Below are 13,565 nucleotides of genomic sequence, written 5' to 3'. Positions count from 1 at the left end.
GCCCCGCCGTACGGTCAACTCACCGAGTTCGGAACGGAGTCCCCTGGGGCTCCACACCGACCCGGCCGTGTGCCCGAGTGGTTCAGGGACTCGCCTGCAAAGCGAGTTACGTGGGTTCGATTCCCGCCACGGCCTCCGGCGCCTGACCAGGCGAACGTAAGGGCGGCGGCCTTCCCAGGCCGCCGCCCTTACGCGTGCCGGCGCGGGGGCCTGTGCGTGCGGTCGCGCGGGCTCTTCCACCCGCCGTCGCGCGGTCCCTCTGCCTGCCGGCGCGCGGGGCCGGGGCTAGATGCCCAGGGCCACCGGTGTGCCGGCGTGGTCGAGGGAGCCCGTTTCGCGGCGGTGGGCCAGCCACAGCAGGAAGGCGAGGCTGGAGACGTCGGCGTTCAGGGGCTGCGCGGTGGTGCCGCGGCCGGGCCAGGACAGGACCGTGCCCGTCGCGCCGTCGACGGTCAGGCTGGTGCCGTCCACGGCTTCGCCGAGCCGTATCAGGCGGGCCGCCCCCGGCGGCAGCGCCTCGTGCGGGGCCGTGGCGAGCCGCAGTTCGTGCACGGCGTACTCCTCCAGCGTGGCCAGCGGGACGTCCATGTCCAGCCGGAACCACGGCGTCTCCTCCGGCAGGCCGGACTCGCGCAGGAAACGGCGCGTCGGCTCGTGCGTGAGGGCGCGCGGGAAGTCGATCTCCTCGAAGCGGACGATCCGCGCGGCGCCGAACTCCTCGTCCAGCAGCCGCGGCGGCAGATCCAGGGCCAGCCCTGAGGCGGTGTCGGGTCCCCTGGCGGTGATGGTGTGCGTGCTCATGCTTCCCCCGTGTGCTTCCCCGTGCGGGCGAACTCCCTGTCCTTGTCCCGCACTCCGAACACTACGCCCCACCACTGACAACGGCCCCGTCAGTTGTTCACCACCGCCGCCTGCGGACGGATCGGCAGCCGGTTCACCGGACGGCCCGTCGCGGCGCGCACGGCCGACGCGATCGCCGCCGGTGAGGCCACCACCGGCACCGCGCTCACCGCCTTCGCACCGAACGGCGCCACCACGTCCCGCTCCTCGACCAGCTTGACGATCCGGATGTCCGGCGCGTCCAGGGCCGTCGGCAGGGCGTACCCGGTGAGGTCCGGGTGGCGGATCAGACCGCGCGGCGTGCGCAGGTTCTCCGTGAGCGCGATGCCCACGCCCTGCGTGACCCCCGCCTCGATCCGCGCCGCGAGCTGCGCGGGGTTGAGGACCCGGCCCACGTCCTGGGCGACGGCCAGCTCCACCACCCGTACCGAACCCAGCTCGATGTCGACGTCCACCACCGCGCGGATCGCGCAGAACGCGAGGCCGACGAAGGCGTCGCCCTGGCCGGCCTCGTCCAGCGGCTCGGTGGGGTGCGGACGGCACTGCGCCGTGGCCCACAGCTCCTTGCCGTCCATCGCCTCGGTCACGGTCGTCGACAGCACACCGTCGTACGACGTGATCTTGCCGTCGGTGATCTGGAGCAGCTCCGTCGACATGCCGAACTTGTGGGCCAGCGGCTGCAGCAGCTGCGTACGGACCATCTTGGCGGCGCGCTCGACCGCGCCGCCCGACACCCACGTGTGCCGGCCGCGGCACCCCGGGCCCGCCGGGGGCTGGTCGGTGTCGACGGGCGCCACGTGCACCTCGTCGATACCGAGGGTCTCCTGCACGATCTGCCGGGCCAGCGTGGCGAAGCCCTGTCCGGTCTCCACCGCCGCGCACAGCACCGTGGCGACCCCGTCGTGCACCTTCACGGTCGCCGTGGACACCTCGTCGGCGCCCTCCGCGCCCAGCATGTGCACCACGCCCAGGCCGTAGCCCACGCCGCGCCGCACGGCGCCCGGTTCGCCCGCGCCCTCGGGGCCGCCCGGCAGCAGCCAGTCCTCCTCGGGGGCGTCCTTCGGCAGGAGCGGCAGCGGGAAGTCGCGGACAGCCTGGAGGAGTTCGGCGACCGGCGCCGGGCAGGTCACCGTCTGGCCCGTCGGCAGCACGTCGCCCGTGGCCATGACGTTGCGCAGGCGCAGTTCCGCCGGGTCGACGCCCAGCTTCTTCGCCAGCTTGTCCATCTGCGCCTCGTAGGCGGCGCACACCTGCATGGCGCCTTCGCCGCGCACATGGCCCGACGGCGGGTTGTTGGTGCGCACCGCCCAGCCCTCGATGAACGCGTTCGGCACGACGTAGGGGCCGCAGGCGAAGGCGACCGCCGCGGCGAGCGCCTCCGAGGACGTGTCGGCGTAGGCGCCCGCGTCCAGCAGGATCTGCGCCTCGACCTTCACCAGCCTGCCCTCGGCGTCCGCGTGGTGGCGGTAGCGCAGCAGCGTGGGGTGCCGGTGGGCGTGGCCCAGGAAGGACTCCTCGCGGGTCGCGGTCAGCTTCACCGGGCAGCCGGTCTTCAGCGCGAGCAGCCCGAGCGGGAGCTGGAAGCCCTGGTCCTCGCGGTCGGCGGTCGCTCCGGGGACGCCGGTGACGACGATCTTCACCCGCTCCGGCTCCAGTCCGAAGCAGGCGGCGAGGGCGTCGCGGTCGGTGTGCGGGTCGGTGGAGGCCGTGTACAGCTCAACGCCGCCGTCGGGGCGGGGCACGGCGAGACCGGCCTCCGCGCCGATCGGGGCGGGGTCCTGGCGGCCGATGCGGTACTGGCCCTCGACGACGACCTCGCCGACCGCGCCCGGGTCGCCGTGGTGCAGCGGGATGTGCCGGATCAGGTTGCCGTCCGGGTGCAGCGGCTCGGCCTCGAAGGCGTGCTCCGGGTCGGTGACGGGGTCGAGCACCTCGTACTCGACGATGACGGCCGCGGCGGCCATCCGCGCGGTGTCCGGGTGGTCGGCGGCGACGGCCGCGATGGGCTCGCCGTGGTGGCGTACGACGTCCGAGGCGAACACCGGGCGGTCGGCCGCGCCCCGGCCGTACACCGGGCTGCCCGGGACGTCCTCGTGCGTGACGACGGCCCGCACGCCGGGCATCTCGCGGGCGTGGGTGGTGTCGATGGACACGATGCGCGCGTGCGGGTGCGGGGAGCGCAGCACCGCCGCCCACAGCAGGCCCTCCGCCCACAGGTCGGCCGCGTAGGGGAAGGTCCCCTCGGTCTTGGCGCGGGCGTCGGCGGGCGGCAGGGAGGCGCCCAGGCCGTGCGGGATCTGCTCGGGGGCGGGTGCTGCCTCCGCGGTGGTGGTCGCGGCGGCGGCTTCGTTGCTCACGCCTGGCCTCCGTCCTCTCCCTGTCCGTACGGCTGCTGGTCGTGCCCGTGCGGGGCGGCCGGGTCCTCGTAGGCGGCCGGGCTCTCGAACCCGCCGGCCTCGAACGCGCTCGGGTGCACACCGCCCGCGCCGGGGCCCGCCTGGTGCGGGATACGGGCCTCGTCGCCGTCCGTCTCACCGTCGCCGGTGCGCAGTGCCTCCCGCTCGGTGACGACGTCCTGGACGGCCTGCAGGACGCCCCGGTAGCCGGAGCAGCGGCACAGGTTGCCGCACAGCGCCTGGCGGGCCTCCATCTCGGTGGGCGCCGGGTTGCCCTCCAGCAGGTCGTGCAGGGTCATCGCCATGCCGGGCACGCAGAAGCCGCACTGGACGGCGCCGCACCGGGCGAGGGCCCGCTGCACGTCCGAGGGCTGCCCGTCCGCGGCGAGCCCCTCCACGGTGCGCACCTCGCTGCCGGCGGCGGTGACGGCGGGCACCAGGCAGGAGGCGACGAGCCTGCCGTCCACCTGCACGTTGCACGCCCCGCACTCGCCCTGCGAGCAGCCGTCCTTGGCCCCGGCCAGCCCGAGCCGCTCGCGCAGCACGTACAGCAGCGACTCGCCGATCCAGGCGTCGCCGACGGGCCGGTCGGCGCCGTTGACGCGCAGCACGTAGGAGGCGAGGGGGTGTTCGTCGTGTGGGGGCGGCGGGGCGTCGTGCGGCCGGTCGCCCTGCGCGAACTCGCCGAGGCCCGGCGCGTCGTGAGCGGGCGGCTCGGACGGCTCGGCGGCGGTCGGCTCCTCCGTGTCCGCCCGCGAGGCGGCCGCCTCCGGCGACTCCTGTTCGGATGCCTCTTCGGCCTGCGGCTCCGGCGCGGTCACGGCGGTGGGGGCGGCGTCGGCGTCGGCGTCCACGGCGTCGATGTCCACCGCGCCCGTGTCCACGGCGCCGGACTCTTCGTGCGCGCCGGGGGCGCCCTGCGCGTCGTCCACGTCCTGCGCACCCGCGTCCTGCGCGTCGGCGGCCTGCGCGTCGGCGGCCTGCGCGTCGGCGGCGCCTTGGGCGTCGCGCGTGGACGGCGTGGAGAGCTCGCCCCGCGGCTCGTCGGCCGCGGACTCGGCGCCGGGGGCCTCGGGGGCGGCTTCCGGGGCCTGGGCGGGATGTGCGGCGGCCGGGAGGGGGCCGGTCACCGGCGCGTCCACGGGGCCGACGGCGTAGTCGTCGCCGTGCCCGGCGAAGTGACCGGCGTGCGGCGGAGCGTCGTGTGAGCCGGTGTGCCCGGGAACCGCGTGCTCCCCGGCGTGGGCCGTATCCGCGTGCTGTTCCCCGTGGGCGCCGGGCTCCGGAGGCTGCGGCGAGTCCCACGGGTGGCCCTGCGCCCCGGTCGCCCAGGGAGCGGCCGCTCCTCCGGGCAGCGTGGCCGGCGGGGTGCCGCCCCACTGTTCGACGAGCGAGGACGTGGTGTACTCGCCGGACTCGTCCGGCAGATCACCCCCCGCGACCGGGATGGACCACTGGCCGGTGACATCGTGACCGGGCGCGGACGAGGGGGCGGACTCCGGCTCGGCGGGGGCGCCGCCGGTGCCGTACGCGTCCGTGTCCGTGTGCTCCGTGAAGTTCCACTGGCCGGTCGCCCCGGGCTGGTAGGCGAACCGGTCGTCCGTGCCCGCCTGCGCCGCGTCGCCGGACGCGGGCGCGCCCCACTGCACGCCGTCCACCGGCATGCTCCACGTGCCCGTGGCGGCCGGGTCGGTGCCGGCGGTGGTGGCGGGGGCGACCGTTATCTGCGGCGGCACATAGCCGTGTCCGGGCGCGGCGAGCGGGCTGTCACCGGACAGCAGCGCGTCGATGCCGCCCTCGGGGAGCTTGACGAAGGCGGTCGCGCCGTCGTCGTAGTCGCCCTGAGGCAGCGGGTCCCAGCGGCTGCCGCCCTGCGGGGTGCCCTCGGCGTGCTGGTCGTCGGTCACGACAAAGCCCTCCCCAGTGCTCGTCGGGCCAGCGCGGCGACGGTGCGCCGCAGGTGCAGTACGGCGGGTGGCAGCTGCGGCACGGAGCCGTCATCGGCCGGGGCCGGGTCGGGGATGCAGGCCGCGGCGACGTACTCGCCGAAGGCGTGCAGGGCCTCCGGGACGATCGCGCGGTTGTTGTCCCAGTCGATGAGCTGGGCGACCCAGTGCTCGGCCTCCAGGGGCCGCAGCGGCATCGGCGCGATGGCGCCGACCGCGCAGCGCACGCCCCGGCGCGCGGGGTCGAGGACCAGCGCGACGGAGGCGAGGGCCCGCCCGGGCCCGGTGCGGCCGGTGGCTTTGAGGAAGACCTGCGGGGCGTGCAGCAGCGGCACGCGCACGTAGCCGATGAGTTCGCCGCCGCGCAGCATGTCCACTCCGGCCAGCAGGTGCGAGACCGGGACCTCCCGGCGGGCGCCGCCCGGCCCGGCGATGATCAGGGTCGCCTCGAGCGCGGCCAGCACGGGCAGCGCGTCGCCGGTCGGGGCGGCGGAGGCGATGTTGCCACCGAGCGTGCCGGCGTTGCGGATGTGCGGCGGGCCCGCCGCGCGGGCGGCGGCGGCGAGTGCCGGGATGAGGGCGGCGAAATCGGGGCGGCCCATGCGCGCGTGCGTGAGTCCGGCGCCGAGCAGGGCGTGTCCGTCCAGGTACTGCCAGCCGCGGATCTCGCTGATCCGGCCGAGGCCGACCAGCCCGGCGGGCCTGAGCTGCCCGGAGTTGACGGCGGTCATCAGATCGGTGCCGCCCGCGACCGGCACGGCGGCGGGCATGGCGGTCAGGGCCGACACGGCCTCGTCCAGTGTCGTGGGCAGCGTGACGGGCTGCGCCGCCTGCGGTGCGTGCGTGGTCAAAACCGGCTGCCCCTTCCCGCTGCCCCACCTGGTCCCGCCTGTTGCGCCGTACGGTACGTGCTGACAGGGCGGACGTGGCAACTCTGGCACATCTTCCGGGCAGCTGAGGACGCGGGTCCGGTAGGAGGCGTTCGCCCACCTCACCGGCTGGTTGGTCCCTTTTCGCACGGCTTCACCGAAGGGTGCCGATTGGCACTCTTCGGTGACCCTGATGCGATTGTGCCACTACCTGTTCGACCCTCGTGGGGGCTGTGGAAAACGACCACCGGCACCCTGTGGACGACCACCGGCAGCACCCTGCGTGACCGCCCGCGCGGGGTCGGCGTCTAGCGGTTCGGCGGCGGGCCGTCGATCGGGCGGCCCAGGATGCCCAGCCGCCGTTGCCAGGGCCTCGGCCCCTCCGGCGGCCGGTAGGCCACGCCGAGGGCGTCAAGTCGCCGGTAGTGGGCGGCCATCCGGTGCTCGAACCCGGCGAAGTCCCGTGCGGCCGGGGCCGGCAGGGCGCTCCAGGCCACCTCGGCGAACGCGGCGAGCCGCGGGAACAGCTGGTAGTCCACGCGCTGCTGGTCCTCCGTCACCTCCGACCACAGGTTGGCCTGCGTGCCCAGCACGTGCCGGGCCTCGTCCTCGGTGAGCTGCGGCGGCACCGGTTCGAACCGGTAGACGTCCTCCAGGGTGCGCACGAAGCCGATGGGCACCGGCTCGTCCTCGCCCGCGGCCTGACGGTGGTCCAGATAGACGTACTGCTCCGGGCACATGACGACGTCGTGGCCCGCGCGGGCGGCGGCGATCCCGCCCGCGTACCCGCGCCAGGAGGACACGGCCGCGCCCGGCGCGAGGCCGCCCTCGAGGATCTCGTCCCAGCCGATGAGCCGCCGCCCGCGCGCGGCCAGCCACCGGTCGAAGTGGGCGATGAACCACGCCTGGAGCTCGTCCTCGCCGGCCAGCCCCAGCTCCTTGATGCGCGCCTGCGCGGCGGCCGAACGCCGCCACTGGTCCTTGGGGCACTCGTCGCCGCCCACGTGGACGAAGACGGACGGGAAGAGGTCCAGCACCTCCTCGAACACGCCTTCGTAGAAGCGCAGGGTGTTGTCAGTGGGGGCGAGTACGTTCGGGTTGATCCCCCAGGTGTCCCAGACGGTGAGGGCGGTGGTGTCGATGACGTCGGTGTTGCCGAGTTCCGGGTACGCGGCGATGGCGGCCTGCGAGTGGCCGGGTACGTCGATCTCCGGGACGACGGTGATATGCCGCTCGGCGGCGTAGGCGACGATCTCGCGGATGTCGTCCTGGGTGTAGTAGCCGCCGTGGGGCCGCTCGTCCCACAGCGGTGAGGCGCGGTGGCCGAGTTTGGTGCGGGCGCGCCAGGCGCCCGTCCGGGTCAGCTCCGGGTGCCGGGTGATCTCGACGCGCCAGCCCTGGTCGTCGGTCAGATGCAGGTGCAGGACGTTGAGTTTGTGCGCCGCCATCACCTCCAGCAGGCGCAGCACGCCGTCCTTGGGCAGGAAGTGGCGGGCGACGTCCAGCAGGAGGCCGCGCCAGCCGAAGCGGGGCGTGTCCTCGACGGCGACGCCGGGCAGGGTCCAGCGCCGGCCGGGCGTCACGGGGGCGCGCCGGAAGGCCTCGGGCCCGAGCAGCTGACGCAGCGTCTGCGCGCCCCAGAAGACACCGGCCGGACCGCCGCCGCGCAGGCTCACCCCGGCCTCGTCCACGGTCAGCCGGTAGCCCTCGGGGCCGAGCGGTCCGGCGTCCTCGACGGCCAGCCGGATCGTGGCGCCGCCCGGGCGCTCGCCCGGCGGCAGGGCGAAGCCGGTCACGGCGCCGAGCGTGGCGCGCAGCCAGCGCGCGGTGGCCTCGGTGCCGGGTCCGGCCGCGAGCGGGGTGTCCTCGTCGAGCGTGAAACCGGCGGCGAGCGTCCGCACGGCCCGGGGCGCCGGAAGCAGTTCCGCAGCAGTCATGTCGGCTCCCCCACCGTTTCGCTCGGCCCGCCGCCGCGGGAAATCGGCGCACAAGATTCACAGAGAGCCGCTCGGCGTTCACGGGACGGCCCTCGGTACGGCACAGCAGGGAAGGCTAGGCAGCCCGCGGACACGACCACAAGAGGTCTGCACCACTCACCGGACTGCCGCGGCCGACCCGCCAGGCACCCGCCCGCCACGTGCCCGACCGCCCCTCGCCCGACCGCCCCGCGCGCCCGGTGGTCACGCGTCCGGCGATCAGGCGTCCGGCGGCCACGCACCCCGTGGTCACGCGTCCGACTGTCCCGCGCCCGATGGTCACGCGCCGGCCGGCCAAGCACCCGCTGATCAGGCACCCGGCGGCCAGGCGCCCGGCGGTCACGCGTCCGAACGCACGGAGGCCCCGGCGGCGCGCCGCAGCACGCCAGGGGCCTCACCCGCGTCGGACGGCGGACCGACGGACTACTTCTTGCCGCCGCCCTTGCCGCCCTCGTCGCCGCCGGCGCCCATGGAGTCGTAGATCTCCTTGCACATCGGGCACACGGGGTACTTCTTCGGGTCGCGGCCCGGCACCCACACCTTGCCGCACAGCGCCACGACGGGCGTCCCGTCGAGGGCGCTCGCCATGATCTTGTCCTTCTGGACGTAGTGGGCGAAGCGCTCGTGGTCACCGTCACCGTGGGAGGTCTGCGGCGTCGGCTCTACGAGGGTCCCCGTACCAGTCCCGCGCTCGGGCTCGAGAGTGCTCATAAACGCAAGGGTACTGAAGGTCACATGGTTCAGTTGAGCGTCGGGTCGTCCGGGTACGTCGCCACCATCGCCAGTTCGTTGCGCTGGCGGCGCAGGACCTCGCGCCAGAGTCTCTCGGGGGACGGGGAGGAGACGTCGCCGGGTTCGGACTCGACGACGTACCAGGCGCCCTCTACGAGTTCGTCCTCCAGCTGACCGGGGCCCCAGCCGGCGTAACCGGCGAAGATCCGCAGGGAGCCGAGGGCCGAGGCGAGGAGCTCGGGCGGGGCCTCCAGGTCGACCAGGCCGATCGCGCCGTGGACCCGCCGCCAGCCGAGCGGGGTGCCGTTCGCCTCCGGGTCGCCCGGGACGACGGCGACGCCGAGGGCCGAGTCCAGCGAGACCGGGCCGCCCTGGAAGACGACGCCGGGCTCCCCGGTCAGGTCCGCCCAGCCCTCCAGGATGTCCCCCACGTCCACCGGCGTGGGACGGTTGAGGACGACGCCGAGCGAGCCCTCCTCGTCGTGGTCGAGGAGAAGCACCACCGCACGGTCGAAGTTCGGGTCCGCCAGGGCGGGGGTGGCCACGAGCAGCCGCCCTGTGAGCGAGGACACCTCGGTCATGCCAGACATGATCCCGCATCTTCCCGGGCTGTGGGGAGGCAATCGGGGTAGGCGGGTGAAGGCAGGTCACGGCTCACGGTGGCTCCCCCGGGCGCACACCCGGAGCCGGTGACCGCACGTGCCCGGCGCTCAACCGTTCGTGTTGTGACACAGCTATGACGTACCCGGGTGGTCCGCGGGCTTACTTCAGGGGGGTCCGTGGCGATTACTCTGTCTCTCTCCCCCTGCCCGACTCATCGGAACGCGAGATACATGACCGTCAACGACGATGTCCTGCTTGTCCACGGCGGAACCCCGCTGGAGGGCGAGATCCGTGTCCGCGGCGCGAAGAACCTCGTGCCGAAGGCCATGGTGGCCGCCCTGCTGGGCGGTGAGCCGAGCCGACTGCGCAATGTTCCGGACATCCGTGACGTGCGGGTCGTACGCGGCCTGCTGCAGTTGCACGGGGTGACGGTCCGTCCGGGTGAGGAGCCGGGCGAGCTGGTGCTCGACCCGACCCGGGTGGAGAGCGCCAACGTCGCTGACATCGATGCCCACGCGGGCTCGAGCCGTATCCCCATCCTGTTCTGCGGTCCGCTGCTGCACCGCCTCGGGCACGCCTTCATCCCGGGCCTGGGCGGCTGCGACATCGGCGGCCGGCCCATCGACTTCCACTTCGACGTGCTGCGCCAGTTCGGCGCGGTCATCGAGAAGCGGGCGGACGGCCAGTACCTGGAGGCCCCGCAGCGGCTGCGCGGCACCAAGATCCGGCTGCCGTACCCGTCCGTCGGCGCGACCGAGCAGGTGCTGCTGACCGCGGTGCTCGCCGAGGGCGTGACGGAGCTGTCGAACGCGGCGGTCGAGCCCGAGATCGAGGACCTGATCTGCGTCCTGCAGAAAATGGGCGCGATCATCGCGATGGACACCGACCGCACGATCCGCATCACCGGTGTGGACAAGCTCGGCGGCTACACCCACCGCGCCCTCCCCGACCGGCTCGAGGCCGCGTCCTGGGCGTCGGCGGCGCTCGCGACCGAGGGCGACATCTACGTCCACGGTGCGCAGCAGCGCTCGATGATGACGTTCCTGAACACCTACCGGAAGGTGGGCGGTGCCTTCAAGATCGACGACGAGGGCATCCGCTTCTGGCACCCCGGCGGCCAGCTGAAGTCGATCGCGCTGGAGACGGACGTGCACCCCGGCTTCCAGACCGACTGGCAGCAGCCGCTGGTCGTGGCCCTCACCCAGGCCACGGGGCTGTCCATCATCCACGAGACGGTCTACGAGTCCCGCCTCGGCTTCACGTCCGCGCTGAACCAGATGGGCGCGCACATCCAGCTGTACCGCGAGTGCCTGGGCGGCTCCGCCTGCCGCTTCGGCGCGCGCAACTTCCTGCACTCCGCGGTCGTGTCCGGCCCGACCAAGCTGCAGGGCGCCGACCTGGTCATCCCCGACCTGCGCGGCGGCTTCTCGTACCTCATCGCGGCCCTCGCCGCCCAGGGCACGTCCCGGGTGCACGGCATCGACCTGATCAACCGCGGCTACGAGAACTTCATGGAGAAGCTCGTGGCGCTGGGCGCGAAGGTGGAACTGCCGGGCCAGGCGCTGTAACGGCGGCACACGCGCGTACGCCGATGGGGCGGCCCCCTGGTCAGGGGGCCGCCCCATCGGGCGTTCAGTGCGCCCCCGAAGGGGCGCGGGGCTGCGTTGGTGTCCGGCTGGCCGCGTGGTCGCGACCAGCCGCACACGGCCCGCAGTCGCCCAGGGCGCTATGGGGCCACGGCGCTTGGAGCCATGGCCCTCACAGCGGAGCGATTACTTACCCTTGGCGGCTTCCTTGAGCTTGGAGCCCGCGGAGACCTTCACGCTGAAGCCGGCCGGGATCTGGATCGGCTCACCGGTCTGCGGGTTGCGGGCGGTGCGAGCGGCACGGTGGGTGCGCTCGAAGGTCAGGAAGCCGGGGATGGTGACCTTCTCGTCGCCCTTGGCGACGACATCGCCGACGACGTCGGCGAACGCGGCCAGCACGGCGTCGGCGTCCTTGCGGGTCACCTCGGCGCGGTCGGCCAGCGCGGCCACCAGCTCACTGCGGTTCATGTTGTTACTCCCGTGTTCTTCTTGCCGTTGGGGCGTGCCACGCGGCGACAGCCGCATATGGGACACAGCGAAGCCGTTGCTGCCAGGGTCGTCGGACGGTCCCGGTCCCGGTCCCGTCCTCGGACGCGAGCGCCCAGAGAGGCATCCTGCCCCTACCTGCGGCGGGAAAGCCAATCCGGCACCCGTAGGAGTCGTGAGAACACTCTTGGGAGTCACACGAAAGCGCCACCGTCCCGAGCGCCACCTATGCCACTGGCCGGCCGCCCACCATAGAGGGCGGCCGCAGGCCCCTGGTTCCACGACGCGCCGAGGGGCGGCCGTGGGAAGTCTCACAAGCGCTTACGCGGTCGCTCCGACCGCCTTGGCGGCGTCCCGGACCGCCCCGGCCACCGCGCCGGCGACCTTGTCGTTGAAGACCGAGGGGATGATGTAGTTCGGGTTCAGCTCGTCCTCGGTCACCACGTCGGCCAGCGCCTTGGCGGCGGCCAGCATCATGTCCGTGTTGACGGTGCGGGACTGCGCGTCCAGCAGGCCGCGGAAGACACCCGGGAAGACCAGCACGTTGTTGATCTGGTTCGGGAAGTCGGAGCGGCCGGTGGCCACGACCGCGGCCGTCTGGCGGGCGATCGCCGGGTCGACCTCCGGGTCGGGGTTCGCCAGCGCGAAGACGATGGCGCCGTCGGCCATGGCGGCCACGTCGTCGCCGTCGAGGACGTTGGGCGCGGAGACGCCGATGAAGACGTCGGCGCCGCGCACGGCCTCCTTCAGCGTGCCCGTCAGGTTCTCCGGGTTGGTGTTGTCGGCGATCCAGCGCAGCGCGGAGCCGGCGGGCGCCTCGACCAGGTCCTCGCGGCCGGCGTGCACGACGCCCTGGATGTCGGCGACGACGGCGTTCTTCACCCCGGCGGCGATCAGGAGTTTCAGGATGGCCGTACCGGCGGCACCCGCACCCGACATCACGACCCGCACGTCCCCGATGCCCTTGCCGACCACGCGCAGGGCGTTGGTGAGGGCGGCGAGGACAACGATGGCGGTGCCGTGCTGGTCGTCGTGGAAGACGGGGATGTCGAGGGCCTCGCGCAGGCGGGCCTCGATCTCGAAGCAGCGCGGCGCGGAGATGTCCTCGAGGTTGATGCCGGCGAAGCCGGGGGCGATGGCCTTGACGATCTCGACGATCGCGTCGGTGTCCTGCGTGTCCAGGCAGATCGGCCAGGCGTCGATCCCGGCGAACCGCTTGAACAGCGCCGCCTTGCCCTCCATCACCGGCAGCGCGGCCTTCGGCCCGATGTTGCCGAGGCCCAGCACGGCGGAACCGTCGGTCACCACGGCAACGGAGTTGCGCTTGATGGTCAGACGGCGGGCGTCCTCGGGGTTCTCGGCGATCGCCATGCAGACCCGGGCCACACCCGGGGTGTAGATCATGGAGAGGTCGTCACGGTTGCGGATGGGGTGCTTGGACGCCATCTCGATCTTGCCGCCGAGGTGCATCAGGAACGTACGGTCGGAGACCTTGCCCAGCGTGACGCCCTCGATGGCGCGCAGCTTGCCGACGATCTCCTCGCCGTGGGCGGTGGAAGTGGCCGCGATCGTGACGTCGATCCGGAGCTTCTCGTGCCCGGATGCGGTGACGTCGAGGCCGGTCACCGAGCCTCCGGAGGACTCCACGGCGGTGGTGAGCTGCGAGACGGCGGTTCCGCTCGCGGGCACCTCCAGCCGGATCGTCATCGAGTAGGAGACGCTGGGCGCCGTTGCCATGGCCGACTTCCTCTGCTTTCACCGTTTCGCTGAGTTGTGCCGTCCGATCGTCGCACCTACCCCTGAGTACGTGGTAGTCGCCCCGAATTGCGGACGTTTTGTTCATGGACAGAAGCGTGTTTCGGAAAACAACTTCCGCCATGCGAGAGAGTACGGCAAGCGATCAGACAAATAAAGAGACCCACGTCACTGGGTGACGTGGGTCTCCTCAACGTTCATGACACCGGCCCGCCATGCTCGCCTCGCGGCAAGTGGTCCCTCTGAGGGACAAAGGTTGGGCCCGGGGGCTTGGATCGAGCCGGTGCCACACCCAGGCTAACAAACGGATCGAGGAAGACCATTCCCCCTGCACGAAACGCGCCACGGCCCACCGCCCGGCCGGGGGTGCGGGCGC

The 13,565-nt window shown here is 73.2% G+C and carries 10 protein-coding genes and 1 tRNA gene; 2 read left to right on the top strand and 9 right to left on the bottom strand.

Annotation, left to right across the window (positions count from 1 at the left end; translation table 11 throughout):
- The first annotated feature begins 63 nt into the window (after positions 1–63).
- A tRNA-Cys gene (locus AB0E88_RS02395) sits at positions 64–135 on the top strand.
- A 150-nt stretch (positions 136–285) separates the two neighbouring features.
- On the opposite strand, the gene AB0E88_RS02390 is transcribed toward AB0E88_RS02395, so the two are convergent.
- From AB0E88_RS02390 to AB0E88_RS02360, 7 genes are all read right to left on the bottom strand, one after another.
- Positions 286–801: an SUKH-4 family immunity protein gene (locus AB0E88_RS02390; protein WP_361622457.1), complete on the bottom strand. Its 516-nt coding sequence runs from the start codon at positions 799–801 to the stop codon at positions 286–288.
- A gap of 89 nt (positions 802–890) precedes the next feature.
- The gene (locus tag AB0E88_RS02385; RefSeq protein WP_361622454.1) at positions 891–3,197 is read right to left on the bottom strand and encodes a molybdopterin cofactor-binding domain-containing protein; all 2,307 of its coding nucleotides are present in this window, start codon (positions 3,195–3,197) and stop codon (positions 891–893) included.
- A complete protein-coding gene (locus AB0E88_RS02380) occupies positions 3,194–5,143 on the bottom strand; it encodes a 2Fe-2S iron-sulfur cluster-binding protein (protein WP_361622451.1) in 1,950 nt (649 codons plus the stop codon). The genes AB0E88_RS02385 and AB0E88_RS02380 overlap by 4 nt, the downstream gene beginning before the upstream one ends.
- Positions 5,140–6,033, bottom strand: a complete 894-nt coding sequence (locus AB0E88_RS02375; RefSeq protein ID WP_361622448.1) for an FAD binding domain-containing protein — start codon at positions 6,031–6,033, stop codon at positions 5,140–5,142. Before AB0E88_RS02375 ends, AB0E88_RS02380 begins: the two co-directional genes overlap by 4 nt.
- Positions 6,034–6,359: 326 nt before the next feature.
- On the bottom strand, positions 6,360–7,988 hold the full coding sequence (locus tag AB0E88_RS02370; protein WP_361622445.1) for a beta-N-acetylhexosaminidase: 1,629 nt from the start codon (positions 7,986–7,988) through the stop codon (positions 6,360–6,362).
- 462 nt (positions 7,989–8,450) lie between these two features.
- Positions 8,451–8,738 carry a DUF3039 domain-containing protein gene (locus tag AB0E88_RS02365; RefSeq protein ID WP_361622442.1) on the bottom strand — a complete coding sequence of 96 codons (288 nt, stop codon included), beginning with the start codon at positions 8,736–8,738 and terminating at the stop codon, positions 8,451–8,453.
- A 29-nt stretch (positions 8,739–8,767) separates the two neighbouring features.
- A complete protein-coding gene (locus AB0E88_RS02360; RefSeq protein ID WP_361622439.1) occupies positions 8,768–9,340 on the bottom strand; it encodes a YqgE/AlgH family protein in 573 nt (190 codons plus the stop codon).
- 252 nt (positions 9,341–9,592) lie between these two features.
- Here AB0E88_RS02360 and murA point away from each other — a divergent pair, with 252 nt between their 5' ends.
- A complete protein-coding gene (gene murA, locus AB0E88_RS02355) occupies positions 9,593–10,930 on the top strand; it encodes a UDP-N-acetylglucosamine 1-carboxyvinyltransferase (RefSeq protein WP_361622436.1) in 1,338 nt (445 codons plus the stop codon).
- Positions 10,931–11,134: 204 nt separating this feature from the next.
- On the opposite strand, the gene AB0E88_RS02350 is transcribed toward murA, so the two are convergent.
- Together AB0E88_RS02350 and AB0E88_RS02345 are read right to left on the bottom strand one after the other, a co-directional pair.
- Positions 11,135–11,416: an HU family DNA-binding protein gene (locus AB0E88_RS02350; protein WP_361622433.1), complete on the bottom strand. Its 282-nt coding sequence runs from the start codon at positions 11,414–11,416 to the stop codon at positions 11,135–11,137.
- A gap of 339 nt (positions 11,417–11,755) precedes the next feature.
- Complete coding sequence (locus AB0E88_RS02345) at positions 11,756–13,171, bottom strand: NAD-dependent malic enzyme (protein WP_361622430.1); 1,416 nt, start codon at positions 13,169–13,171, stop codon at positions 11,756–11,758.
- Positions 13,172–13,565 lie beyond the last annotated feature (394 nt).

The sequence above is a fragment of the Streptomyces sp. NPDC028635 genome (genome assembly GCF_040637635.1).
Lineage (GTDB): Bacteria > Actinomycetota > Actinomycetes > Streptomycetales > Streptomycetaceae > Streptomyces.
The sequence above is the reverse complement of the archived record's forward strand: the minus strand, read 5'-3'. Positions and strand labels throughout refer to the sequence as shown.